We start from the raw sequence: 24,838 nt of genomic DNA on the forward strand, positions 1-24,838 counted from the left end.
CATGTTGCTAGAGGTTCATAATTTAACAAAAAAATACCCTAAATTCACATTAGAACGGATTTCTTTTTCACTACAAGAGGGAAAAATTATGGGGTTGATTGGGAAAAACGGCGCAGGGAAAAGTACGGCGTTGAAGGCCATGCTTAATATGGTTTCTCCTGATGAAGGAACCATCCGAATGTTTGATACTGACTTCAGAAAAGAAGAGGCAAGATGTAAACAAAAAATCGGTGTCGTTCTTGGAGGGATAGACTTTTATCAGTATAAAAAATTATCTGATATTACGTCGGTCACTCGCCGTTTTTACAAAGAGTGGGATGACCATGCCTACCAGAAATATATGGAAATGTTTGATTTGGATGCGGGCAAACGTGTTAATCAGCTTTCTGCAGGTATGAAAGTAAAATATTTGATTACCTTAGCATTATCCCACCATGCGGACCTGCTGATTTTTGATGAACCAACCAGTGGCTTGGATCCTGTCGCACGTGAGGACTTATTAGATTTGTTTAAATATCTGGTAAAGGATGGGAAAAGATCAATACTGTTCTCCACCCATATTACCTCAGACCTGGATAAATGTGCAGATGACATTACTTATATCAAAAATGGCAGAATATTATTAAGTGCGGCGAAAGAGACATTTATAAAATCATTTCAACAGCTCAAAAAGCCAAATGAACAGGAGCTGTCACTGGAAGAAATTATGATTCGTACTGAAAGGAGGAACTACAGTGACTAATCTGCTTTATAAGGAATTTCGTTTATGTGCGCATCCAACACTGTACGTGTTTATGTTATTAGGGTGTTTAATCATTATTCCTTCTTATCCGTACGGCATTGTATTTTTCTTTGGCTGCTTAGCATCATTCATTACATTTTATAATGCCCGTGAAAACCACGATGCCTTTTATACAGCACTGCTGCCAGTTAGAAAAAAAGATATTGTAAAATCAAAATGTGTGCTGGTCGTAATTGTAGAATTAGGACAGTTGCTTATTTCTTTACCATTTGCCTATCTTAGAACATTAATCCTGCCGGAGGGTAACCCGATTGGAATTGAAGCAAACGTCGCTTATTACGGGTTTGGATTGATTGTATATGCTGTATTCAATTTATTTTTCTTTACGGAGTTCTATAAAACAGCGTATAAGGTTGGGCGAGCCTTTATATATGGCATTATACCAGCAATGATTATTGTCGTTGTAATGGAATCTTTCACCTATGTTCCGGGGATGCAGTGGGTGGATAGTATGACACCGGCTCTAATGTTAAAGCAGGCTCCTATTCTAATTGCTGGAATCATAATATATAGTGTCTTTACATTTCTAGCTTATAAAATAGCGTCAAAACGCTTTGAACGCGTAGATTTATAAGGAGTAAAATAGAGTTTTGCTGAGTAATAAACGATTCAACTAAAAAAGGGATGTTGACGCATCTCTTTTTTTGCTGTATTAACGTACGGTTTTAAAGAGGAAATATCTAACTTAATCAATGTAGTATGTTTTAATGGGGTACCAAATCTTTATCTTTATATTATAATAAAATGATGAAGCTAAAGTAAAAAGCTAAAATGATTAGTACTAATGTTCAGGTAAACATTGAAGGGCTAGTCATAAAGCTGAGTGTCTAAACCAGAAGACAATTTCTCAAAATTGATCAGTGGTTGAAACCAATCAGAAGATTCGACAGTGTAATTCGAAACCCAAAAAGATTTTTAAACAGTTAAAGAAATATTATTTTCACAAATACTTTTTAGAAAAGAGGAGTAGTTATGGGGGATAGAGAAAAACAACAAAAATTTGCTCAAAATTCTACTATTAGAAATAGTGAGTTTGATCGCCAAAATACTAATTTATTAGGACGCTCTAATACGGATAATATGGGAAATGTATTACCAACGGATATAGAAAATAGAAAGAGCCCCCATCTAAAATTAATAATTATAAATTTTGTTGGTGTTGTGTTGGGGATAGAATTTTTTATTTATATAGTTCCGTTAGGCAGGTATTTTGTAAGCAAAGAGTTTTATTCAGGGGCATCATATTTATTTTTTTCTTTAATTGCTACTTTTGTTTTCATTTACTTAGCTATACTTTTAGGAAAGATAGCTTGCCGCATTAAATTAAAATAACAGTTTTATTCTTTGATAAGCTAGCGATAAATTGAAGGAAAAAATAAGTTGGGAATGATTTGATATTATAGGAGGAAAATGTACTTGCGAATGAATTTGAAATTCGTTTAATCCAGTGGGAAACTAAGTAATAATCAATGTGAAGCTATTGAACGTTGAGATAGATATTTTAAGTAGTTGGTAAGATGACTTCAGGGTTAAAGTTATTTAAAAACAGATAGAAAGAAGGCGGAGTAAATGAAGGAAAAGAAAAATCTTTTTATTGGAGTAGGCATTTCAGTGGTATTAGTAGGTGCATTAGTTCTTTTTATTATTTTTGGTACAGCAGGTGGAAAACGCTGGCAGAAGAATATGCAGTCGTCATTAAATGATGGATTAAATCGAGAGATATTGGTTTATAATGCAGACGGCTCAATTATTTATGAAGAAAAAGGGAAATTTGATATTAGTTATGGCGAAGGGCGGTTAGAGTATATTGATGCTGAAACGGGACTTAAAACCAATATCTACATCGGTTATAACGCTACTGTAATCGTCAACGAGCTGAAGTAGGTAAAGCATGTCGCTTGTACGCAAGCCACCTCAAAAAGAGACGCAATAGTGAGTACCGGCAGATAAGTATCAGAGTTTAATTATATGCTTATTTGGAATAGTTTTTTAATAACGAATAACAATGGTATGAATAAAATATTCTTTGGTTTTTTGTGACACTTAACGTTGAAAAATAATAAAATATTTTTGCCAGAAGAGTTTCTATGAAAAGACGTATGCGATTATAATCACACAGTATCCGAAGATATTAGGAAAAACAGTAGTAACTTTTGAAAGAATGAATATGGTTTTTACGCTTATCTGTTTTATGTAATTTTAAGGTATAGGAGATTTTTTGCTGTAAGTATAACTAGTTTAAAAGTTGGTTTTTTAGACAAAAATGGAAAAGATAATATTTATTTTTTATTAAAAAGTTATTGAATAGTGATTTAATTTTTGATAAAATAACATGGAAAGGGGTTTTTAAAAATGAAAAAAAAGAAAATAGTTACATTTGTTGTTGCTTCAGTAGTCGGATTGTCAATGGTACCTTTAGTTGCAAAAGCAGCTGGGGGACAAAATTTTGTTCAAGCACCATCAAAAGATGTACGGGATAATTTGTACTGGGAGATTTCCGACAATCTTTCTCAAACGGAACAATATAATCGTTTGAATGATTTTGAATATGTTTTTGATCAATATGGTGTTGTTCCAATGGAATATATGGATATGGTGACAGAGGTTGACTCGGATTGGGAAGAACCATACCTGAACGGTTTGGAATATGCTGAAAACTTGGAAATTTTGCAGGGAGAGTTTATTGAGGAGATACAAGAATTATCTCCAATAAAAAATTTGGTTAATTTGAAATCGATTTGGATAGAGTATGGTGATAACACAAATTTGAAAGACCTTAAAAATTTAGCAGCGTTAGAAAATCTTAGAATTTATAGTAACGGTTATTCAGACAGTGAGGCTGCCGGTGTAGATGCTAAACCAGATATGTTAGCACTATATGATATTTCTGAGTTATCCAACCTAACAAATTTGACTGAAATTGATGTAAGCACTAGTGGATTACTGCAAACTGTAACGCTGAAAAGGGGAACAACGAGTTACGAAATGTACAGTCCCATAATTAAATCGGAACAATTTGGAGATAAGAAAATTGAGTACAATGCACTTGAATCTAATAGTGATGACGAGTTGTTTACTGAACAAGATAGCTTGCTGAAATGGGAAAACATTTCTCCAGATGCAAAATATCTATCATTTTCTTGGGCTGTTAACAATGGAAGAACAGTTAATTTCCATGGAAATGCATGGATTCCTATTAACTGGATAGATTAATTGTTGCTAAATTGATAAAGTATTTTTTTAAGAATAAACAAAAAGGTATGAGAATAACTCATGCCTTTTTTTGTTTATTTATCTAGTGAATAGTCATGGCTTTGAAAGGGGACTGTTGAGCAAAACGAAGCTTATGAAGCTGAGGTGTAGATGAATTTTTTTAGGAAGCTGTTAAAAGTGAAAAAAGTATAAGAAAACAGGATATTCTCATTTTAGCAAGTGTAGGCATTGTAATAAGTACAACCCAGTTATTTAAAAATGGAATTAGGTACAGCACAGAAAAATAAGGAAGTATGGTAATGCAGAGACCAATGTGCATTTCAAAAAGGAGCAGGAGAGATAAAAAAAGGTGAAAATGCTAAAGCTTGTGACGGGTGTGAGAAAAGATGAGACAAAGGAGAAATTGATCAGGGGTACAAAAAAGGTAGACTTTTCAACGATAAGCGAAGTAGAATAAAATAAATAAATAGAAGAAGTATAGAAGCACATTCTCAAAAAAAGGATAGCAAAAAATGAAGGGGAAATGTTGACAATTTGATTATGTTGAAAAGATTACTATCAGCACTCGTTTATTTTACAAATGAATTTTGTATTTTTACTCAAAAAGAAATTTTAAAAAGGAGGCAAATGTAAAATGAAAAAATTTTTGGCACCAGTTTTACTCATTTCTGTTAGTAGGTTGTACTAGAGGAAACGTTACAATTTCGGAAGAATCTAGTACCAGCATTAAAGAATCAGAGTCATCAACAAGAACATCCAGTTCAGCTCAAAAAACAACTTTTAGTTCTACTTCTGAAATAAATGATGTATCGTCATCAATCAACAATCAAGTTACATTGATAAAGAGTCTACACCTGTACAACAGAGTGAAGAAAGTAATAACAATTTAGAAGAATATTATTACAATGTTATAAAAGATGCTCGGCAAAGACAAATCGACTATATAAATTCTATTGAAGATCCCCAAGTGAAACAGTCTGTTCAAACAAGTCTCGCAGCTGCAATATCAGAGTCTAACAGTTTACAGTTAGAACATCCAGATGATGCCGACGCTATAAATAAAGCACTTCAGAGAGTACTTAATGGAGCTCAGTAATAGTAGGACAATAATCAGAAGAAAATCTGATTGTTGTTCCATTTTTTTGATTTAGGAGTACATAAAAAGCACACAAATTTGTATGATTAAAGTACCTAAACCCAATCAAAAAAAGCGTGCTTTTATGTTTAAGGAAATTAGGGGAATAAATATGAGGGGAAAGGTTAGCTTGTAATGACTGCTTATTTAGAAGCTGGGAAACAGTACTCCATTTTTGTGAAAACATGTTATAAAGCATTTATCTAAAAAAAACAATGAGGGGCTGATAGGATTGATAGAAAAGAATAGATATAAGGCTGCTGATTTTATTTCTAAAGTGAGCTTACTGGATATGAAAGTAGATAACGAAATCACTATTTCTGAGAAACATGATATAGTGATTTATTTAGAGCCTATTCAACGTGTAAAGTTTAATGAGTTGATAAAATGGTTTGAAACAATATGCATGGCTGTTCCAGATTTGGATAATCAAGTACAAGAATATTTTGAAAACAAAGATTCGATTGATGGTTTTCCCTTTGATCTAGCAGTGATATATTTTGAAGGAAATACAATTACTATGGATTATTGGGGAAGAAATTGTAATACTCAGTTTGATATGAAATTTATTTTTGATGGTAAAAATTGGCAAAGGATAGAAGGAAACGCTGTTCATTAGTTGTCATATTCTCAAAAGAGTTAGTAAAGAAGAGTTTGAAAGGGAACATCAAAAAGCTACCCCAAAACTGGGATAGCTTGCATAAATTTATATATATTTGTAATTAGTTTAGTATGGATTTCCAGAGGAGTCAGTTTCTGTAACTACTCCTTGTGGAGATACACGATAAAACCCATAGCTTCAGGGAATAAAATCATTGCTCATATATGCAATAATCTTGGGGCTTGGGGTAAAGGTTTTGTACTAGCAATCTCAAAAAAATAGAAAGAGCCAGAAATTGCATATAGAAAATGGTATCGAGAAAAGGAACAGTTTGATTTAGGAGAGATACAAGTTATTTCAGTAACAAAGGATATCGAACTATTATAAAATATAAGAATGAACAGATCCTTGATGAATGCCATTCAAAGTAATAAAGTTCAAAAATCGCAGTAAATTTCTGTTTAACTTCTCAAATAAAAGACAATTTTTTTATGAATTTACATACTAAAATAAAGAATGCGGCTACAATTTAGATATTTTGTCTAGTTTTAGTATGAGCATATTGAACTGCTTCTTCTTTTGACGAAAAACTCTCTATTTTTGTATCATTGAAAATAACAACAAAGTCTTTGTTTCCTCTAACTACAGTATACATTTTATTGCTTTATATACAATATACATTACTCAGATGGATAAAGCAAAGTTTTACTGATTATCCTATTAAAAGTTATGTTAGTCTACCTGTAAGTATGTTTTAATTGCTACACTAATAATCTGCCAGTAGTGTAAATTATGGGTATACTTAAAATTTACTTTTACCCACATTGATAAATCAGTATTTTTAATGTAAAATTTAAGTGTAAATTAAATGGTTTTAAAATGAGGGATAAAAATGAGTAGAATTGGGTATATTCGAGTTTCTGCAAAAGATCAAAATGAAGCAAGGCAAAAAGAAACGTTTCAGAAATTGAATGTTGATAAAATTTTTATGGATAAGCTGAGTGGAAAAGATACTGAGCGGCCAGAATTTAATAAAATGCTGGAATACACACGTGAGGGAGATACTGTAATAGTAAAAGAAATTGCCAGGCTAGGGAGAAACAACAAAGAACTGACAGAGACCCTAGATTATCTAACAAACAAAGGTGTGACCGTAGATATTTTGAATTTACCTTCCTTCAATGATGTACAGGACGAAAATCTAAAGCGGCTTTTAACAAATCTGATTTTAGAGATATATAAATATCAAGCAGAAAATGAAAGAAAAGAAATACTGGAGAGGCAGCGGCAAGGAATTGAAATTGCTAAGAAGAAAGGTGTGTACAAGGGCAGACCGACAACATACACTCACGATGCAAAAGATCCGCAAAAGCGAATAACGTATTTTAAAATTCTTGAAATGCTAGAGGGTGGGAGTCCAATAAAAAGGATTTCAGAAGAAACGGGAGTGTCCCGTCCTACAATCTATAAAATAAGAAAGCAGCTAGAATAACACTCAAAACTTACAGCAAAATCTAAATATCATAAATTTACGTTTGTGAGAGAACGATTCTAAGCTCATTTCGAGCTTTTCTGATTAATAACTCTGGGTAAAAGTTCTCAGAAACGGACGTTTTTGAGAAAAGAAAAAAGTTCCCTCAAAACTGAGATAGCCAAAAAAAGTTTGTTGAAGAGAACGGGATTAATTTGAATTAATAGTAGAGTATAGAAGTATGATTGTCAATGCTACAAGTAAACTAGTCAGGAGGAATTTGAATGGATGTATCAGGATTCGATATTGAGATAACAAACGGGAGTAAGTATTATGATGTGTCAATTAAAGAAGAGATTTATAAACAACCGGTTATCTTTCATGAAGTCCTTGGTTTTCACGTGATTTACGACTTCGAATACGATGGCTGTTGGGTTGTTGTTCAAAAAATAGATGTAGAAAACAAGTTGTTATCTGTCTTTCTGCAAAAGAGTTCTTATTAGTAAACTGTATTCAAAATAAATGATTGTTCGGAACCATAGAGAAAATTCTCCGGCAGCAGTCATGAATCTACCAGGATATTTTTTCTAAAAGTGAATGAAAAAATTCCTGATGACGAAAATAGTTCGACTTCTAAAAAAAGTAATAACAGAAACATAAATTTTAAATGAAGGATAGGTGTAACGAGTATGAAAACACTATATTTAATGAGACATGGACAAACACTATTTAATTTACTTGGTAAAATCCAAGGAGCATGTGACTCGCCTTTAACTGAACAAGGAATAAATCAAGCTCAGATTGCTAGGAAATATTTTCTGGATAATGACGTAATGTTTGATTACGCGTACTCGTCGACACAGGAGAGGGCTGTTGATACTGCAGAAATAGTATGTGACTACAAAAGTGTTATACGTTTAAAAGGTATAAAAGAATGGAACTTCGGTTTATTCGAGAGTGAAAGTGAGAAATTGAATCCAAAAATAAGAGAAGGAGAAACCTCGTATGGAGACTTTTTTGTAGATTATGGTGGAGAATCTAGCGAACAAGTACAAAGCAGAATGAATGCTACTCTTATTGAGATTATGGAAAAAGAATATCATGATAATGTTCTATGTGTTAGTCATGGTGGGTCTATGTATCGATTTATTCAAAAATGGCTCTCTCAAGAGCAAATTAGAACTATAAAATTTACTAATTGTTGTATTTTAAAATTTGAATATTCAGAGGGTAAATTTACATTTAAAGAATCAATTAGCCAAGATTAGTAATTCTCAAAAAGGATAGTAGAGACAGCACCTAACAAAAATTATTAGGTGTCATACTCTACTACTTTAGTGTTTCAAAATAAAATTTTAAGCCAATCTTCCTATCACAATTGCCGAATACATATATCCAACACCTTTTTGAGCACGACTCATAGAGTGCTGAATTTCAACTTTAAGATTGGAAGACTGTAATTCGTCAATAGCGATTTTAAGCCGCTCTTGATACTCTTTTGCATTGCTAGCTTCAACCAATTTTGTTAGGCTAATCTTAGTCATGTAATCACCTCCCTTTTCAATTATAGCAAATAATAACAATCGTTTTATAATTTGTTTATACGATTTTGAGTAGTGAAATAAATTCTCAAAAAGGATTGTTAAAGGTGTGAAGGGAAGCAGTGCCTAAAATTCACGGTAAGGTTAACATTTTAAGAAATTAATTTTCCTATAGAATTTACAATAATTTAGAGTTATAATTAACTATCTTAATGTAAGGGAGTGTTTTTTTTGAAAAAGATATTGTTTAGTTTAGGATTTGTAGGGGTGTTAACATTGTTTATGGGAACACTACAAGTAAACGCAGAAGAAACTGCAACTATTTATGAAGATACTAATTTGTCAGGAAACTCAATTGATCTAAAAACAGGAATGTACGAAGAGGAATATGTAGATAAAAAAGATAAATTCAATTACCGTAAGATTATTAAGAATTATGATGGCAAGTCTGTTGGAAATGATACTATAAGTTCATTAAGTATACCTAAAGGATTTAGAGTAATCTTGACTGAAAATAATGATTTTAAAGGAAGAACACGGTCAATTGAAAATCGTTATGATGTTGAAAATCCAGTAGAAAGAAATTCCACACTTAATTATTCCACTATTGAGGCTAGTGAAATATTGAATTTATCCTCTTACCAATTTGACAATAAAACTTCTTCAATTATTGTTGAGGAAATGAAATATGATCCAATCTCTCCTGTTGTATATGAAGATAGTGAATTTCGTAAGCCTTCTAAGCCATTGGCTAGAGGTGATTACAAAAAAAGAGATTTACCATTTGGAAATGACAAAATATCAGGAATAAGAGTTCCAGAAGGATATAAAGTTCGGATGTGGGATGATGATAATTATAATGATAGAAATTACACCTATGTTGGTCCAACGACTATTCCATTTTTAGAAGGATTTAATGATAAAGTATCTTCCATGAAAATAAGATATGCATGGGAAAATATTTAGATATGACAGCAATTCAAAGATAGTAATTATTCGCATTACTGTATTTATCAGTTGGTATGTGAATGTAACTAGAGAATTTTATATACAAGTCATTTTTGCATGATATTAGTGAAGGAAGGCTGATCAGCCTTCTTTTTTTAACACTCTTTTATCTAAACAATCAATAGGAGGAAAAGATGTTTGAAAAAAATAATTCAGAATTGGATCGTGTAATTTTAAAGTTATGGACGCATAGTAATGTTTATGAAATAGAAAATCGTCAATATGATTTTTTTGTTTCTCGATTACTTTGTCCTCGGTGTGGAGAAACAAATCTGCCAGGGGAGAAAGTCTTAGCAGCTACATCAGTTTTGAGTCCCGATGATGGAGATATCTATATTTGTAATGAGTGTGCTTTGCCAGATAAAACGAGCAGAAGTGTAGAAGACTTCAGAGACTGGGCGATTGCTGATGAAAGGTTTACTATCAAGTAAGATGCACATGAAAAAGGAGAGAAGGAAATGTTTACAAAGATTTGGGTAATTATAAAAGATGAGGCATATCGATTAGTTGTGGATTAGTATTGTTTCATACTATTGATGTTTTACATGGGGATAGGTTACTCACTTTTCAAAGGAAATATCCTTCAGCATATACCTGGGATAAATGAGTTGTTTCAGTCGTTTGTAGAGAATGGGATGGCGTCTCTGTGGGGAATCGTTCTATTGGTTAATTCGGCAGCGGGAGGAGTAGGCATATTCCTAGTTCTATGGTGGATGTTGTTATCTCGGCGAACAAAATCCTTTAGACAAGAAGAAAATGTATTAAAAATGTTTACTTTCTGTTTGAGGTATTACTTCTATTCTGCTTGTCTCTATTTATTGACAATCATGGGTGTCATAGGAATAGAATCAAATGATTGGATCAGCTTGTTAGGGGAAGAATTAGGAGTATCACTGTTCGGAATTGTAACACTATTTATCTCTGGTATTTTTAGTCTTATTTATATTTTTTCTTCTCATAATATATCTTATGAAGATTTAGAGTTGTCATAATAAAAGCTGAAAAATTGAAATAGTCATGTGAAATGGATAGCTGCTCTAGGGATTCTTCCTAAAGATGCAGCTATCCATTTTACGTATACTCAAAAAGTTCAAAAAATCGTGGTACACCCTAAAAAGAAAGATATTCAGTCGATGTTTCTAAATGATATTTCCACAAAAGATAATTGTTGGGAGTTTTACGATTATGAAGAAAGTGACTGTTATCAAGTAGCAAAAATTCCTGAAGAAAATCATTTATTCTGTGCTTGCGGACGAGAGGTGAAGTATCAGTTCCTCTTAAGATCAAAAAAAACGAAGGAGATTATTGGTCTTAGTTTGAAGCACTTTTCAGAGCACACGAATATCCCCGAAAAAATAGCCAGAAACGTGCGTGAGGGTATTCAGAAAATTGATAGGCATTTGGATGATATCTTGTTAAAAGTGAGTCGTGGTGAAGGATTTCAACCGTTTATATCTGATGCTATTAGTTTATATAGTGAGCAGATAACTTTTCCTAATTTGCTAAAAGAAAGAATGAGTGAATTCCTCAAGGTTGACTTGCCTATGAGTACCAGGGATAGTCGTGAAGTGAATCAAATCATTGTTGAGTATAAAAGTATTCAAAGAGAAAAAGGATACAAAGAAGAACAAAATCATTATGAAGAGTGGTTGAAATCAAGAAAAAGACCTAGTAGCTTTCGCGATGATGAATTTTTAGGGGATATTATAAAGATAATTGATCTGTATTATGTAGAAAAAGATGTAATCATTGATATAAATCAAATAGCGATTTTGTTAAAGAGAAATTCTGGATATGTTCATGAACGCTTAATCGGGTATGTTGGACCGGCGATGGAATTAATTTCGAAAGAGATATGCCCTGGTCACTTGATTCAAGAATCTCATTTCACGTATAAGAAATTGAAATCAGAACCATTGGCATGATTTTGGAAATAACCAAATGAAAACATGAGAATTATGATCAATAACTAAAGTAACATATATAAAATTTTTGAAAAAGAAATCTAATAGATTGTTTTTTATTTTTATTTGTTTTTAACTATTTACATTTATATCAAAAGTGATATGATATAATTGTAAAAAAAAACATTTGGAAAGGAAGAAAAAAATGAAAAAATGGATATTTGGAGTAGCATTAGTAGTAAGTAGCTTATTTTTAGGAGCTGGCTATCAAGCAGAAGCACAGGTGACAGAAAATGGTGGAGCAAGTAGTATACAGCCACTTCTAAGCCCATTAGTTTATGAACAAACATTGAAGTCAGGGGATTCTGTTCAGCTGAATTTGGGGGCATTTTATGATGAAAACTTTTGTTCAAAATATACTTTGAAAGTGAAGGTAGATTCACCAAACAATCAAAGTATAATAGTTCGCAAAGAAGTAGGTTTTCGAAATCAACCTCAAACCGTTGAGACTAAATACTTTTACAGTAACGGATTTACATGGAATTTTTCTTTGGAAGAAAATGTAAACCCTGACCCTTGGTATATACATGGAACTACAAAATTGACAATCACTAATTATGAAGCAGCGCCGATTACAATAAAATATGGAGTTTCTTCTGGAATCCATGTCAAAGGCCAATGTGTAAACTATGGAGATATCGACTTTAGTTTATAATCATGAATGTGATTATAATGTGTCCATAATGAATAAAAGCACCTACTTAAATACTGAGTAGGTGTTTTTTGATATATATTTAAAGTCCAGTTTTGTAACTCATTTTCTGAAGAAGAAGCACCTACGAAAGACTACAAGATAGCGGTGGCTGAAGATGGTTTTAGTTTAGAGTAAAGGTAAAAAATCCTTTTTATACACTCTTTTATGTAAAACAATGTACTTTAAAGATGTAATCCCAATAAAGAAATAGCAAACTCCCTCTTTTACATTTAGCATACCTTCTTGATAGAATATAGGAAAGACTATCAAGGAGGTTTTTCTATGTGCGGAAGGTATTTTCTTGACGATGAAATTGAAGCAATCAAAGAGATTATTCGAGAAGTTGAACGAAAAAATATGAAGGCTGCCACAGGAGAAATTTATCTGTCAAACGTAGTACCATTGATTACAAGGGATCAATCTTCAGATGAAATTGACTATCAGTCAATGAAGTGGGGCTTCAAAGGCTTTAAGGGATCTCAACTGATAATTAAGGCTAGGTCAGAAACAGTAGCCGAAAAAAAGATGTTTTCAGCTGCATTCAAAAAGATCGGTGTGTGTTCCCAACAAGTGGATTTTACGAGTGGAACGGCCAGAAAGAAAAATTCCTATTTACTGAAGGTGGATCAGAGTTGTTGTATTTGGCTGGATCTTATAAAAAATTTGATGATGGTCAACGCAGCATTATCTTAACGACAGCTGCCAATGATTCTGTAGAGCAGATTCACAAGCGAATGCCAGTCATAATAGAAAAAAAGGCTATCGATGCCTGGTTGAGTGATGAAGAATTTGCTGAAGACTATCTGAAGAAAGAAATGCCAAAACTGATAAGTAAAGTTGTCTAAATGAAGGGCATAAAATGTTTTCTCCATTTAAATTGAATAGACATGCAAAATGGACGTGTGAAAACAGTAGAAAAACTGAATTCTTATAAGTCCACTTTTTGTATAGGGAAATTTTATTCTAGCTGCTTCCTATCTGAAGGAGGTGCGAAAGTCATTTTTAAGTGAAAAATATTGTTTAACAAAAACGAGGATTTTAAGAAGGAATGATGGATTCATTGTTATTCATTTTTAATATTAATTAAATTATTAAATACTTTTTGGAAATGGATATTAAATTCGTAAAACATCGAAATAAAACGAATTTCAACTTTTTTGAAAGCATTCTCTTGAATTTACATATGTAATTTAGAATTTAATAAGTATATAAATTATCTACAAAGTTAAAAAAGACTTATAGTACTAAACATAATTATTTTCTCAAAAGTTGTTTAAAATAAAAACTAAGGTGAAAGTTCCCGAAATAATAAGTGACACTTTCTCAAACCGTAACTGTTGTCGTTTACTGATTGAAGTAAGTGACAATATAGATTTTGGAAAATGACAATCTCAGAGGAAGATACTTAAAACAAGTGGTGAAATGTAAAAAATATTAAGTTTCAGTGATATTATGCAAATAGTAGATACAATACTTGCTTAATAATTAAAAAGTCGTAAACTAGAGGGGATTCTGAAGGAGTGCTGAGTTTAACATAGATTTTGTTGTATGATTGTTATTTTTATTGTTTATTTGAACTCATTTAAGAATGGAGAAATGTACAATGTATGGCTTGACAATAAAAAAAATAAGACACGGAAAAGGTTTGACGCAAAAAGACGTTTGTACTGGAATCGTTACGTCAAGTTATTATAGTAGAATTGAACGTGATGTTAGCTTGCCTACAATTGAAGTATTTCTGAAAATACTTCAAACATTAGATGTAACTTTTGATGAATTTATGTATATCCATAGGGGGTACACTGAAAGTTGGGAAAACAAATTATGGTTTAATATTACGGAACTATATCATACAAATGATATAGAAGGATTGGAACAAACAAAAACCATGCTTCTTAAAAGGAAAAATAAAATAAGTGAACTCTATGTTGATGTTGTAGAGATATTTATCATGCGGTTATCAAATATTTTTTCTACAAGACATCAAGCCGAAAAATTGATTAAAAGGCTAATGAGAATTGAAGACTGGACTAGTTCAGAAGTGAAAATTTTTATTTCTCTAATGGATCAGATATCTATGGAAACTTTATTTACTATAGTTAACAGGCTATTAAAAACAAAAAAATTGTATACGTCATCGAAAGGCTACAACTCGTATTACAATAAGATACTGATCAACACCATATTAATGTGTATTGAAAATCGTGATGTATCAAATGAATGGTACTATCTTACTAAACTAAAAGATAATCTGGAAGTCAGAGATATGTATAGCAAGAATATGTGTCTGTATTTTGAAGGAATATTTTTTTATCTTTCAGGGAATATAGAAATAGGCGAGGAAAAGATTGAGCAAGCATTCTGTATATGGAAAACGTTGGATATGGAAGATTTTTCTAAGAAATATGAAAGTTATTTTGAAAATTTGAAATCCAGCGTATAAAGAACTTTAAATATTGAAAGAGTGTGTAAAAGACAAAATAAAGAATTTTTTATCTTGTTTAAGTTCATTGTCAGGACTAATCTCTGGTAAATTATTAGGTGTTTATTCAAGATAAATCATATAAAAAGAGAGGGATAAAAGCCACTCTCAAAAAGAAAACAAGTCTGATTTTCATGATCAATGTGAAAATCAGGCTTTTTTTCTTTCCGTTTATTTCTTTCCTTGTACTGCCCTAATTTCCCTAGATTTAGGAACATGAGGATCAAACCAACATCAATCATCGTTCCTTGTTTTCCACGCCTGCTGAACTGACTTATGATGCGATAGCTGATTTGATCGTGGTTGGTTAACCACCACATACGATAGCTATCCTCTAAGAGAAATTCAGTCTTTCTACCTTAAAGGACTTGTTGGGGTACGTGTATATAAAAACTTTCAACATCATTTTGTAATGAAAAGTTTTAGCGACATTGCTCCGACCAAGTTATTGATCGCAAAAGTGAGACATTCGATTCTTGAAAAAACTGCTCCAGTTCTAATAGTAAAATTGTTTGATCGATGGTATAAACTTTAAACGTAAAAGCACTCTCCTCTGTATTTTTGGTTAGTCACTTCTATTTTACAGGTGTGTGTGCTTTTTGTGTACCTTTAATCAAAAAAAGGGGGATAATAATCATATTTATTACTTACTATTAGAATGCTATTTTTTCTTAATGTGTTTAATTAAAAAAATAAAGTTGAGTATAGAACACTATGTATGTAATAACCTAAGAACATCTGAGAAAAATAAAAAAGACTTATAGTACTAAAAAAAATAAATTCAGTATTTTTTTGTTTAGAATGAAGAAAGATTGAAAATAAATTTATTTAAACATTAATAAAATATTTAGACTGAAATTCGGAAATAGAGGTGTTTCAGTGGGCATAAAAATGATTGGAGAAGAAACTATGAAAATTGGAATAGTAGATACTGAGCAAAATTTTTTTAAGACTTCACTGCTTATTAATCTACAGCTCATTCATTAGAATGCAAAAAAGTTATGGTCATAAGCGATTTACAAGATGTAGTGATGTTGTTTATTGGAATGAATTTCCATTTGCTTCGCCGTACGTTTGTTACACGGTGAACATGGTATTAATATTGCCAATCTCAGTAAAATCCTTGGCCATCAACCAATCAAAATAACATTAGATACATATACTGACTCATTATTGGAGAATCGACGAGCAGTTATCCGAACCCTTGATCAAGTGGTTGCTTATTCTGGATAAACTGTCATTAACATGGTCAGAAGTCTCTAGAAAGTCTATGATAGCGTAGTGTTATCACGCTATTTCCTGATTGTATAAGAATTGAGAAAAAAATAAAGAGATATGTTTTAACTATAATGACAGGAGAAAAAAATGCGAGTAATTGGATTTGTTACTACTGAAAATGACGACAATTATTTATCTGAAATTTATGCTGAGTACTTGCCTGCTGAAAACTATAAATTAACTAAAGTTAATAATAAAAAGGATATTAATAAAGTTGATGGCATTGTTATTCATTTAGCAACTTCAGAAAAACTCTCGGAAGTTTACGAATGGGTTATAGCTAGTAATCAGGAATGTTCAAGCTCGTTTGTTTGGATAGTCTATTCAAATTGTACTGACATTGAAAAAAAAGTGTTTCTTCAATTGGGAGTTAATGGGATTTTTCATCAAGAAGCTTCTGAAGAACTGACCTTGACAATAAAAAACACCTTCTCGAGGTATTCTACTCAAATTAAAGAAGAAAAAAGAGATGTTTCGATGTTCGAATTGAATTTGACGAACTTAAGTGTTTTTTGTGATGGGAGAGAAATAAGGCTGACTCGCTCAGAGTATCAAGTGTTAGCTGTTCTTTGTGAGAGACCAAATACAGCAATTACTTATGAAGAATTATTTGAGAATCTCTGGGGAGTACCTGGATCTAACAAAGTATACAGAGTTTCAAATGTGATTTTTCGTTTAAGACAAAAATTGAAAGATAGAAGAGACCTAATTGTAACGGTTCGTTCCAGAGGATATTTGTTAAACATTTAATTTTAAGGAGAAACTTGATGGAAAGTAAGGATTATACAGAAAAAGTAAACTCCAAAAGAAAAAAGAAAAAAAAGAGTGAACTCAAAAGAAAGCACAAGGGGAACGCTAGATTAAAAAATAAAAAAAGGACCCGATCGGTTAAAATTTCAAAGAAAAAGAAGGCTTTCATTTTTTTGTGGAATATTCTTTTTTATGTTTTGATGTTAAGTGCCCTAGCAGGTTCAGTGATGATGGCTGTTATGCAACAACAAGATAAATCACTGGCGGGTTACCGAATGTTTGGAGTGTTGACCAACTCTATGGTTTCGCCTGGAGATAAGATTAAGTCTGGTGGATTTCGTGCAGGAGATTTATTAATAATTAAAGAAACTCCGGAAGAAGAAATCAAAATTGGCGATGTTATCACGTATCATCCTTCAACTAATCCAATTAATAAAAGCACAAACTATTTAACACATAGAGTTGTAGAGATTAAGGAAGAATTTGGCAATGAAAAAGGAATCTATTTTGTCACTCGAGGAGATGCCAACCAAACAGATGATATGCCAATTAGTGCGGATTCTCTGGTTGGGAAAGTAACATGGAAGGTACCTAAAATTGCTGGAGTACTGAATTTTATACGAGAAAATCTTTTTGTTTCGGTGATTTTTATCGTCTCAGTTTTGGGATTTGTTTGGGTCATGCAAAATTATATATTGACAAGCAAAACCACAACTAAGAAAAAACAGAAAAAGAAAAGAAGAAAGAGAAAATAATATTATCTCGTTTGTAATTTTTGAATTATAACACACGGTATTTCCCTTTTTATTAGGGTTAATATAAACAAATTTCAAGGAGGAAACACAAATGAAACAAACTAAGAGTAAGAAGAAGTGGGTAGCAGCTGCAACCACACTTGCAACTGTCGCAGTTTTGGCAGGTACATTTGCATGGTTTACAAGTGCAGATAGCGAGACCAACCATTTTGAGGGAGAGATTGCTGGAAATGATGTAGAGGTAGTCGAAAACTTTATCCCTCCAACCGATTGGAAACCAGGAGAAGATGTAAATAAGGATGTATCCATTTTGAACTCTGGGAACTATGATTCGTTGATTCGCGTTTCATTTGACGAAATTTTGAACACCCTAGTTGATCCTAGTGCAATATCAATCGATACAACTACAGCTGTGGCAGCACTTGATGCAAAAACTAAAGAGCAAATTTATCTTTATCCATTAAGTGAAGAAGCATTAGTTACAGGTACTTGGACTGATGTAACAGGTAAACTTTCTGCTCCAGTAGCTGATTTTGTAGTAGCTAGTGGTGAGTATGCGGGAACTTATAAGTTTGCAGTTAGCGAACAAGCTACGACAGTTGGTTCTGAAACAACATACAAGAATGTTGCTTATTGGACTAATGGTACTGATAAATATTATGCAAAATCAGGTGGAATTAATCGTGCAGATGATGGAACAATCACTCTACAACACACTCCTGAGCTTAAATACGTAGATTTAACGACTAATGAAGTTACATTTGATTGGACTCTTTCTCCATATGCTCCAACATTTACTGTTGGAACAGATGGTACCGCTAAGATTAAAGCGGGTAGTGATGCAAAAGGAAATGTTGAATTGAACTTTGTAAACTTATCGGCTACACCAACAGCAGACAAATGGTATTACAATGCAGCGGATGGTTACTTCTACTTTGTAGCAATTGTACCGTCTCAAACTCAAACAGCGCAATTATTAGACTCTGTTAACTTGAATAGCGCAGCAGATAATTCATACAGTAAATTGTCATTCGATTTAACAGTTAATGGTAAAAGTATTCAAGCAACAGCGGAAGCAGTAGACAGTTCAGATTGGGTGAATGCTACTAACGGAAGTTTGAAAACTGCTCTAGAAGGTCTATTTTAATAAGTGAAAAAACAGTTATGGGACTAATGAAGTGATTGAAGGGGGTAGAGGTAATAACCTCTACCCTTACTTTAATTCTTTGGGAGGAAGTAGATGAAACGAAAAAACTGGAAATATACAATAATCTACGTGTTAGTTGTAGCAATTGTTTCTCTAATTTTATGGCCGACTTCTACGCAAGCTCAGTCAAAGGAACTTCCCCAGGGGATGGTCATAGGGGATGATCAAGGCATTTTTGTGAAAAAAAACGGTAAATATTTGGTGGAAGTAAATGATGTTATGCCGGGTAAAAAATGGCATACTACTATTTCGATGATAAATATGGAAAAAGATACACCATATAGTTTAACTATGCTTATTTCAAAGCCTAGTCTTATCGCCGGCAGCCTGGATTTATCAACAGCAATTCAAATGAAAATAACTTATGAAAATGAGATAGTTTATGAAGGGCCTGTATCGGGTATTAATTTAACACAGAATTTACAAAATACAGCGTTAGAATTAGGTACTTTTAAAGCTGGAGATAGTCGTGCCATGGAAGTAGATTTTTCTCTCTCGGGAGAATACACAAAAAAGGATTTTTCTGAGAAAAATGTTATGGAAAATGTTTGGAACTTTTATGCAGTGAAAACAAAATCAACTGATTCAAATGAAATTGAAAATAATAAACCTTTAGGAAAACTACCTCAAACAGGCGAAGAGTGGCGACAGACGATTTTATATGTATGTTTAGGTCTTTTTTTACTACTAATTGTTTTGTTGTTTGGAAAAGAAAAAAGGAAAAAGAAATAGAAAATATATGTATATTACTTTTTGTTTTCTCACAGCAAAATATAGTGAAAGGAGAACGGAAAATGTCAAAAAAGAAAATTTACGCCAAAAAAAATTGGAGTAAAAAGGCTATTAATTGGATTGGTCAACGAAATAAATTAGTAATATGTATAGCTACATTAGGCACTGTATTTTTAAGTACATATGCGTGGTTTGTTTCTGCTGATTCAGAAAAGAATACGTTTGAGGGAGCCAGTCTGGTGGCTGAAATTACTGAAGTGTTTACTCCAAATTATGAATGGCAACCTGGTGAAGATACTACTAAAATTGTTTCTGTGACTAATACGGGTGAAACGCCTGCAATTGTTAGGTTGTCATTGTATGAATTTTTCTTGAGTTTTCAGATAGATGTAACTGATCAAACTGGCGATGGGAATCTGAAAGAATCAGGAGTAACTGTTATGCCTAGTGTAGATGCCGACAATACTGACACTTGGGCGCCAGCAGTAGCAGCAGCAGGAACATTTACCCAGGATGGTCATAACTATATTGCTGCAGAAGCAATCATTTCTGGAGAGTCAGATCGATATGAATATGACAATGTAGTTAGAGATACAACTGCTCCTCTTAAGTATTTAACTTTAAATTTTTCTTCAAATTTTAAAACAGCGATACCACCTGCAGGGGCGCAAAAATATTGGATTTACGAAAATGGTTACTTTTACTATTCGGAAATTTTACAACCTGGAGAGGAAAGCTCACCATTATTAGATAGTCTTACTTTGTCCAAAAATTTGCCTAACAAGTATAAAGGTTCTTTGTATAAGCTAAAGATATTTATGGATGCACATGATGCTACACCTGCGATAACAGGCGCATGGGGTGTAAATTCGGGTGGAGATGTTTATCAAATGTTAGAAGCATTGATTGTTTCTGTCGAAGATTAGAGGCAAATACTATGATAGAAAGGAGAGTAGCGAATTAATGAGAAAGAAAAATGGAAAGCTTCTTCTTACGTCATTAACAACTATTTTTATAGGATTCATTTTCGCCTATAGTATCCAAATAACGTATTCAGCATTGACGGATCATGACAAAAAAGAAAATAGTTTTCAAATTGGTAACTTAAATACAACGATAAAAGAAGAATTTGATCCACCAAAAGAATTTGAGCCTGATAAAGAGTATGAAAAGAAAGTGGAAATAAAAAATACTGGTAGTTTAGATAGTTTTGTTCGAGTCTTAGCCCTGCCGGTCATAACTGCGGAAGCAGACGATGGTACTACAATCGTGCTTAGTGCAACAACAGATGGAGCAACTCCAATATTAACAATTGACTATAATTTGGTAGATTGGATAGATGGCAAAGATGGCTATTTCTATTATAAAAAGAAATTGGTAACAGGTGAAAAAACCGCAGCGTTATTTTCAACAGTAAAAATGAATAAGGCTAATATATCAGAGGAGTACAATAGGGCTAAATTGACTTTTGAAATAAAAGTTGAAGGAATTCATACAACAAAATATGCTTATCGTGATGCTTGGTGGGGAGGGAGTGTTCCACCGACAGGATCTGAATTAGCTGAGGTGGATAATACACTGAAAACACAGACAATAGACTAAATAGATTATAGGGAATAAGGAGGGGAATATTTTATGAACTACAGACATTTAAACCTCTTAAAAAGACTGATATTTCCAGTTTTTTTAATGGCTATTAGTTTAAGTTTTCTGCTTTTTCCATCTAGTGTATCGGCGGTAGAACATGAAGAAATTCGTGATGGCTTGCAACAAGGTGAGGTCCGTGTAACTAAGTCAGCTGAACCAGTGGAAGGTATGGTCAATCAATGGGATGTCACAGTCAAAGTAGAGGGGAGGAATATATTTCCGCCTCCAGATACAGATATTGTCCTAGTAATTGATAACTCCAATAGTATGCGAACACAGGATGATGGTTGGTTTACACCAACAAGAATGGATAAGGCTAAGAGCGCTGCCTCCAAGTTTATAGAACAAGTACTACAAGAAGGTTACAATAATCGAGTAGGAATTGTTACATTTGGGGGCTCAGGGACAAGAAGAGCAGATTTAGAGAGTTATGAAAAAAAGAATGATTTGTTAACGATAATTAATGGCGGTTGGTGGGGAATTATTCCAGACTTTGGGATCCAAGCTGATGGAGGTGGTACGCATACTCAGGAAGGTATACGAATGGGCATGCAACTCCTTGAAGAGCAAGCGGTGGCCTCTAGGCGAATATTAGTTCTTATTTCAGACGGAGTTCCAACCTATAGCTATCAAGTTGAAGCACCGTATACAGATCGAGACTATATGATAAATGATACTGCTAACAATAGATATGTAACTAGCGAGAATATACCTGAAGAAGGTTTTAGATATCCGTGGGCGGTATGGTCAAATCGAATTGGTAATGGGAGTCAAATGTTTTTAGGTAATGGTAACCTATGGTTCCCCAATTCTTATATTTCTATGGGGAATAATGCCATATCTGAAAGTAATATTTGGAAAGGAAAAACAAACACGAAATTAAATGGTCCTGTTGCAACAGATGTATACACTATTGGAGTTGATATGGATAGCTCTGATGAGGAAAGCTTTATTGGATATGTTGACGTTGAGTATCAAGATGAAGCTGGAAATGTGCTAGATACTAGGACATTATCCGGTGAAGTAGGCATCGATTCTTATGAAACTGAGAAGCTTGATTTTGCAGGTTACACATTCAAGTCAGTTACAGGAACTACAAGTGGCAAGTTTGGTGAGGAGACTATCAAAGTTGTTTATACATACACTAAAATAACTAAATCAAATCTAAGCGAAACAACTACGGCCACTAATTTTGAAACCAATTTAGCAAAAAACAATTTTTTAGAGACTACATCGCAAACAAGTGAAAGTGAAGAAAATGACCCAATTCTTCCTTATGCAAGTCAGTTAGGATCAACTAAGGCCACCTCTTTAGTGGCTTCCAATGGTTCAGAAGTACTAAAAAGAATTGCCTCAAAACCAAATATGTGCTTTTCTGTTAATGGAAATGGTTTAGAAAGAGCTTTAGCACAAATAGGAAATGAGATACTTTCAGCTGTTAAAGATGGAACAGTTACCGATCCAATGGGAGAGGGATTTGAGCTGGCAGAAGGAGCGACCAACATAAAGGTTAGTCAAGGATCTTATACTGCTGATACAACAAAGACACCTAATACAATTAAGTGGGATGTGGGGACATTAACTGTACCAGTGAGTGATGATCCTGATGAAGACATCATGTATGCAACAATGACTTACAGAATTAACGCAAATCAAGGAGTACTTGGAGAGGGAGTAATGTCAAGTGATGGTTACGCCAAAACCAATGGGGTAACTAAGTTCAATTATATAGACTCCAAGAATGTCAATAAAGAAAAAGAATTTGTAGTACCTTCTGTAAAACCAACAATTGTTTCGCTAAAAAAACTATTACTTGATTCAGATGGCAATACAGTAACTAACAGTGATGAAAGTTTTAAAATTAATCTTGACGAATATGGTTTGGGAATAGCGGGGCATATTATTAAGGCTAATGAAGAGGTTAAGATTGTTCATCCTTGGAAAGCCGATACTAAGTATTCTATTGAAGAAATATTGGATGTAAGTCAGGAATATGATGTTTCAATTGCGATTAATGGTCAAACTACAACAGGAACACAATCGAATCTGATTTTCCAAAAGATCGCTACTGAAAATTTCTATGAACACCAGAATATCATAGTAACGAATAAGGTAAAAGGTACAGTTGATCCAAAAGATAGATATCTCTACATTAGGCAATGCGTTGTAGATCCAAATTCTGACTTAGTTATTCCTAGTAAAGGATTCTATGTTAGTGTGTTTGCAGAATCTAGAGGATCAATGATGAATCTAATTTCAGGTAGTACAACAAATAATTTACCAACTAATGTGACTACTAGTTTGTTTACCAAATATAAGTTGCCAGCGGAATATGATGATTTTAACAAACTAGAAATAACTGATAGTGTTCCAGAATATTATGAACAGATAGGATATGTTGTGACTAAAGATTCAATTGATGTGGGTAATAATCATATTTCAACAAATACAACTACATTTATTAGTCAAAGTAGAGGTAGTATAGCCGATTATACAGATACTAATGAAAATTGGGTAACTATTTTTATTACACCTAAACTAGGTAGTGACGACGAGGATAATCCTAGACCTTATAGTTGGGATTACAAGATAAATCAGTTCGGTTAAAAATTGTAATGGTTTAATGTTTATGAAACTTTGATAATGTTGAAAATTGTTTTTAGGAGAATATAATCTTAATAAGGTAGGGAGGGATTACATTGAAGAAATTGAATTTTACTTTAACAAAAGTCTTAGAGTTTTCAAGCTGCTGTTTGCTAATACTTTGGTGGCTATGTTCGAATGGACCGCAGTTTTTCTAAGTAGTATGCAAAACGAAATATTATCAAATTATCATTTGTAATGTAATTAATTAGCAAAAAAAGTAGAATTGTTCGGAATAAATTCTCTTAATGACAACTTTTTATCAAAGCTTTTATAATAATGATTTTAAATTCAATCTGTAAAGTAGGTGATAACACGCTAAGAATAGTGGGCAAGGTTAAAGTATTCCTCCTAATATCTTGCTCACTATCTCTTTCTTTGCTAAAATTTTGCGGTAAAGACTATAACATTATTTTTTATAAAAATGGCAAATAAAGCTGATATTGTAGATATAAAGTTCTAAATTGTTTAGTTTTGAAAACGGAAATGTATCTTTCTTCTGAGATTGGCAGTTTTAGTAGGAGTAACACGAGCAACTATTGTCAAAATAGAAAAAATGAGCAGAATCCATCACTCAAATTGGCTCATGATATTGCACAGTTTTGGGGTTCCTGTTGAGAAAATCTTCATATTCAAAAGTATAAAGTAGTGGTTCTTTTATTCTCGAACTCCATAAAAAATGGACTTTTAAAGACTGTGGAAATAGTTGGTTTCTTGAATCTAAATTGTAAGTATACCTATAAAAGACAAAATCACCTATGTTAGACATGTAAATTAGTATAGATTCATAGTAAAAAAGGCACTGACCCCCAAGAATGAGAATATAAAAAAGAGGCACCTCCGTTGAATTTATTTTATATAATAAATTTAGCGGAGGTGCTTTTGATGAAGAAAAAAATGGCGTATTCTCTTGAA

The 24,838-nt window shown here is 32.9% G+C and carries 24 protein-coding genes and 1 pseudogene; 24 read left to right on the plus strand and 1 reads right to left on the minus strand.

Annotated features, from left to right (window positions below; all coding sequences use genetic code 11):
* Position 1 precedes the first annotated feature (1 nt).
* The 9 genes from ACYSNQ_RS16990 to ACYSNQ_RS17030 all read left to right on the plus strand — a co-directional run bounded on the left by ACYSNQ_RS16990 (position 2) and on the right by ACYSNQ_RS17030 (position 8,490).
* On the plus strand, positions 2-742 hold the full coding sequence (locus ACYSNQ_RS16990) for an ABC transporter ATP-binding protein (protein ID WP_426084763.1): 741 nt from the start codon (positions 2-4) through the stop codon (positions 740-742).
* Positions 735-1,376, plus strand: a complete 642-nt coding sequence (locus tag ACYSNQ_RS16995; protein ID WP_426084764.1) for an ABC-2 transporter permease — start codon at positions 735-737, stop codon at positions 1,374-1,376. The genes ACYSNQ_RS16990 and ACYSNQ_RS16995 overlap by 8 nt, the downstream gene beginning before the upstream one ends.
* 398 nt (positions 1,377-1,774) lie before the next feature.
* Entirely contained in the window at positions 1,775-2,134 is a 360-nt protein-coding gene (locus ACYSNQ_RS17000) for a hypothetical protein (RefSeq protein ID WP_426084765.1), read from the plus strand.
* A 237-nt stretch (positions 2,135-2,371) separates the two neighbouring features.
* The gene (locus tag ACYSNQ_RS17005; RefSeq protein ID WP_426084766.1) at positions 2,372-2,686 is read left to right on the plus strand and encodes a hypothetical protein; all 315 of its coding nucleotides are present in this window, start codon (positions 2,372-2,374) and stop codon (positions 2,684-2,686) included.
* A gap of 468 nt (positions 2,687-3,154) precedes the next feature.
* Positions 3,155-4,015, plus strand: coding sequence for a leucine-rich repeat domain-containing protein (locus tag ACYSNQ_RS17010; RefSeq protein WP_426084767.1), 861 nt, complete (start codon positions 3,155-3,157; stop codon positions 4,013-4,015).
* A 1,367-nt stretch (positions 4,016-5,382) separates the two neighbouring features.
* Positions 5,383-5,769, plus strand: a complete 387-nt coding sequence (locus ACYSNQ_RS17015; protein ID WP_426084768.1) for a hypothetical protein — start codon at positions 5,383-5,385, stop codon at positions 5,767-5,769.
* An 874-nt stretch (positions 5,770-6,643) separates the two neighbouring features.
* Complete coding sequence (locus ACYSNQ_RS17020; RefSeq protein WP_426084769.1) at positions 6,644-7,243, plus strand: recombinase family protein; 600 nt, start codon at positions 6,644-6,646, stop codon at positions 7,241-7,243.
* 263 nt (positions 7,244-7,506) lie between these two features.
* Positions 7,507-7,725, plus strand: a complete 219-nt coding sequence (locus tag ACYSNQ_RS17025; protein WP_426084770.1) for a hypothetical protein — start codon at positions 7,507-7,509, stop codon at positions 7,723-7,725.
* Between the two features lie 186 nt (positions 7,726-7,911).
* Entirely contained in the window at positions 7,912-8,490 is a 579-nt protein-coding gene (locus tag ACYSNQ_RS17030) for a histidine phosphatase family protein (protein ID WP_426084771.1), read from the plus strand.
* Positions 8,491-8,577: 87 nt separating this feature from the next.
* Here the strand turns inward: ACYSNQ_RS17030 and ACYSNQ_RS17035 are convergent, their stop codons facing one another.
* A complete protein-coding gene (locus ACYSNQ_RS17035; RefSeq protein ID WP_426084772.1) occupies positions 8,578-8,766 on the minus strand; it encodes a hypothetical protein in 189 nt (62 codons plus the stop codon).
* 228 nt (positions 8,767-8,994) lie between these two features.
* Between ACYSNQ_RS17035 and ACYSNQ_RS17040 the strand changes: the two genes are divergently transcribed.
* The 15 genes and pseudogenes from ACYSNQ_RS17040 to ACYSNQ_RS17110 all read left to right on the plus strand — a co-directional run bounded on the left by ACYSNQ_RS17040 (position 8,995) and on the right by ACYSNQ_RS17110 (position 23,887).
* Positions 8,995-9,729 carry a hypothetical protein gene (locus ACYSNQ_RS17040; protein ID WP_426084773.1) on the plus strand — a complete coding sequence of 245 codons (735 nt, stop codon included), beginning with the start codon at positions 8,995-8,997 and terminating at the stop codon, positions 9,727-9,729.
* Between the two features lie 176 nt (positions 9,730-9,905).
* Entirely contained in the window at positions 9,906-10,202 is a 297-nt protein-coding gene (locus ACYSNQ_RS17045) for a hypothetical protein (RefSeq protein WP_426084774.1), read from the plus strand.
* Positions 10,203-10,316: 114 nt separating this feature from the next.
* On the plus strand, positions 10,317-10,763 hold the full coding sequence (locus ACYSNQ_RS17050) for a hypothetical protein (RefSeq protein ID WP_426084775.1): 447 nt from the start codon (positions 10,317-10,319) through the stop codon (positions 10,761-10,763).
* Between the two features lie 27 nt (positions 10,764-10,790).
* Positions 10,791-11,696, plus strand: coding sequence for a hypothetical protein (locus ACYSNQ_RS17055; RefSeq protein WP_426084776.1), 906 nt, complete (start codon positions 10,791-10,793; stop codon positions 11,694-11,696).
* Positions 11,697-11,880: 184 nt separating this feature from the next.
* Positions 11,881-12,390, plus strand: a complete 510-nt coding sequence (locus ACYSNQ_RS17060) for a hypothetical protein (protein WP_426084777.1) — start codon at positions 11,881-11,883, stop codon at positions 12,388-12,390.
* 321 nt (positions 12,391-12,711) lie between these two features.
* Positions 12,712-12,891: pseudogene (locus ACYSNQ_RS17065) on the plus strand (hypothetical protein); the annotation flags it as partial.
* Between the two features lie 95 nt (positions 12,892-12,986).
* Positions 12,987-13,274 carry an SOS response-associated peptidase family protein gene (locus tag ACYSNQ_RS17070; protein WP_426084778.1) on the plus strand — a complete coding sequence of 96 codons (288 nt, stop codon included), beginning with the start codon at positions 12,987-12,989 and terminating at the stop codon, positions 13,272-13,274.
* Positions 13,275-14,032: 758 nt separating this feature from the next.
* Complete coding sequence (locus ACYSNQ_RS17075) at positions 14,033-14,872, plus strand: helix-turn-helix domain-containing protein (RefSeq protein ID WP_426084779.1); 840 nt, start codon at positions 14,033-14,035, stop codon at positions 14,870-14,872.
* A gap of 1,404 nt (positions 14,873-16,276) precedes the next feature.
* Positions 16,277-16,939 (plus strand): winged helix family transcriptional regulator, encoded by a 663-nt coding sequence (locus ACYSNQ_RS17080; RefSeq protein ID WP_426084780.1) that lies wholly within the window; start codon positions 16,277-16,279, stop codon positions 16,937-16,939.
* A 17-nt stretch (positions 16,940-16,956) separates the two neighbouring features.
* Positions 16,957-17,694: a signal peptidase I gene (locus tag ACYSNQ_RS17085; protein ID WP_426084781.1), complete on the plus strand. Its 738-nt coding sequence runs from the start codon at positions 16,957-16,959 to the stop codon at positions 17,692-17,694.
* A 91-nt stretch (positions 17,695-17,785) separates the two neighbouring features.
* The gene (locus ACYSNQ_RS17090; protein WP_426084782.1) at positions 17,786-18,841 is read left to right on the plus strand and encodes a BsaA family SipW-dependent biofilm matrix protein; all 1,056 of its coding nucleotides are present in this window, start codon (positions 17,786-17,788) and stop codon (positions 18,839-18,841) included.
* A 93-nt stretch (positions 18,842-18,934) separates the two neighbouring features.
* Positions 18,935-19,633, plus strand: a complete 699-nt coding sequence (locus ACYSNQ_RS17095; RefSeq protein WP_426084783.1) for a hypothetical protein — start codon at positions 18,935-18,937, stop codon at positions 19,631-19,633.
* 62 nt (positions 19,634-19,695) lie between these two features.
* Positions 19,696-20,559, plus strand: coding sequence for a BsaA family SipW-dependent biofilm matrix protein (locus tag ACYSNQ_RS17100; protein WP_426084784.1), 864 nt, complete (start codon positions 19,696-19,698; stop codon positions 20,557-20,559).
* A gap of 37 nt (positions 20,560-20,596) precedes the next feature.
* Positions 20,597-21,235 (plus strand): hypothetical protein, encoded by a 639-nt coding sequence (locus ACYSNQ_RS17105; protein WP_426084785.1) that lies wholly within the window; start codon positions 20,597-20,599, stop codon positions 21,233-21,235.
* 33 nt (positions 21,236-21,268) lie between these two features.
* Positions 21,269-23,887, plus strand: coding sequence for a VWA domain-containing protein (locus ACYSNQ_RS17110; protein WP_426084786.1), 2,619 nt, complete (start codon positions 21,269-21,271; stop codon positions 23,885-23,887).
* Positions 23,888-24,838: the final 951 nt, after the last annotated feature.

The organism is Enterococcus sp. LJL51, assembly GCF_054871795.1.

Bases quoted from the DNA above. Each gene is read 5' to 3' on its own strand.
- ACYSNQ_RS17035 (WP_426084772.1), bottom strand. From the start codon at position 8,766: ATGACTAAGATTAGCCTAACAAAATTGGTTGAAGCTAGCAATGCAAAA.
- ACYSNQ_RS17060 (WP_426084777.1), top strand. From the start codon at position 11,881: ATGAAAAAATGGATATTTGGAGTAGCATTAGTAGTAAGTAGCTTATTT.
- ACYSNQ_RS17050 (WP_426084775.1), top strand. From the start codon at position 10,317: ATGGGGATAGGTTACTCACTTTTCAAAGGAAATATCCTTCAGCATATA.
- ACYSNQ_RS17020 (WP_426084769.1), top strand. From the start codon at position 6,644: ATGAGTAGAATTGGGTATATTCGAGTTTCTGCAAAAGATCAAAATGAA.
- ACYSNQ_RS17030 (WP_426084771.1), top strand. From the start codon at position 7,912: ATGAAAACACTATATTTAATGAGACATGGACAAACACTATTTAATTTA.
- ACYSNQ_RS17080 (WP_426084780.1), top strand. From the start codon at position 16,277: ATGCGAGTAATTGGATTTGTTACTACTGAAAATGACGACAATTATTTA.
- ACYSNQ_RS17090 (WP_426084782.1), top strand. From the start codon at position 17,786: ATGAAACAAACTAAGAGTAAGAAGAAGTGGGTAGCAGCTGCAACCACA.
- ACYSNQ_RS17075 (WP_426084779.1), top strand. From the start codon at position 14,033: ATGTATGGCTTGACAATAAAAAAAATAAGACACGGAAAAGGTTTGACG.
- ACYSNQ_RS17105 (WP_426084785.1), top strand. From the start codon at position 20,597: ATGAGAAAGAAAAATGGAAAGCTTCTTCTTACGTCATTAACAACTATT.
- ACYSNQ_RS17000 (WP_426084765.1), top strand. From the start codon at position 1,775: ATGGGGGATAGAGAAAAACAACAAAAATTTGCTCAAAATTCTACTATT.
- ACYSNQ_RS17085 (WP_426084781.1), top strand. From the start codon at position 16,957: ATGGAAAGTAAGGATTATACAGAAAAAGTAAACTCCAAAAGAAAAAAG.
- ACYSNQ_RS17110 (WP_426084786.1), top strand. From the start codon at position 21,269: ATGAACTACAGACATTTAAACCTCTTAAAAAGACTGATATTTCCAGTT.
- ACYSNQ_RS17005 (WP_426084766.1), top strand. From the start codon at position 2,372: ATGAAGGAAAAGAAAAATCTTTTTATTGGAGTAGGCATTTCAGTGGTA.
- ACYSNQ_RS17095 (WP_426084783.1), top strand. From the start codon at position 18,935: ATGAAACGAAAAAACTGGAAATATACAATAATCTACGTGTTAGTTGTA.
- ACYSNQ_RS17025 (WP_426084770.1), top strand. From the start codon at position 7,507: ATGGATGTATCAGGATTCGATATTGAGATAACAAACGGGAGTAAGTAT.
- ACYSNQ_RS16990 (WP_426084763.1), top strand. From the start codon at position 2: ATGTTGCTAGAGGTTCATAATTTAACAAAAAAATACCCTAAATTCACA.
- ACYSNQ_RS17045 (WP_426084774.1), top strand. From the start codon at position 9,906: ATGTTTGAAAAAAATAATTCAGAATTGGATCGTGTAATTTTAAAGTTA.
- ACYSNQ_RS17010 (WP_426084767.1), top strand. From the start codon at position 3,155: ATGAAAAAAAAGAAAATAGTTACATTTGTTGTTGCTTCAGTAGTCGGA.
- ACYSNQ_RS17100 (WP_426084784.1), top strand. From the start codon at position 19,696: ATGTCAAAAAAGAAAATTTACGCCAAAAAAAATTGGAGTAAAAAGGCT.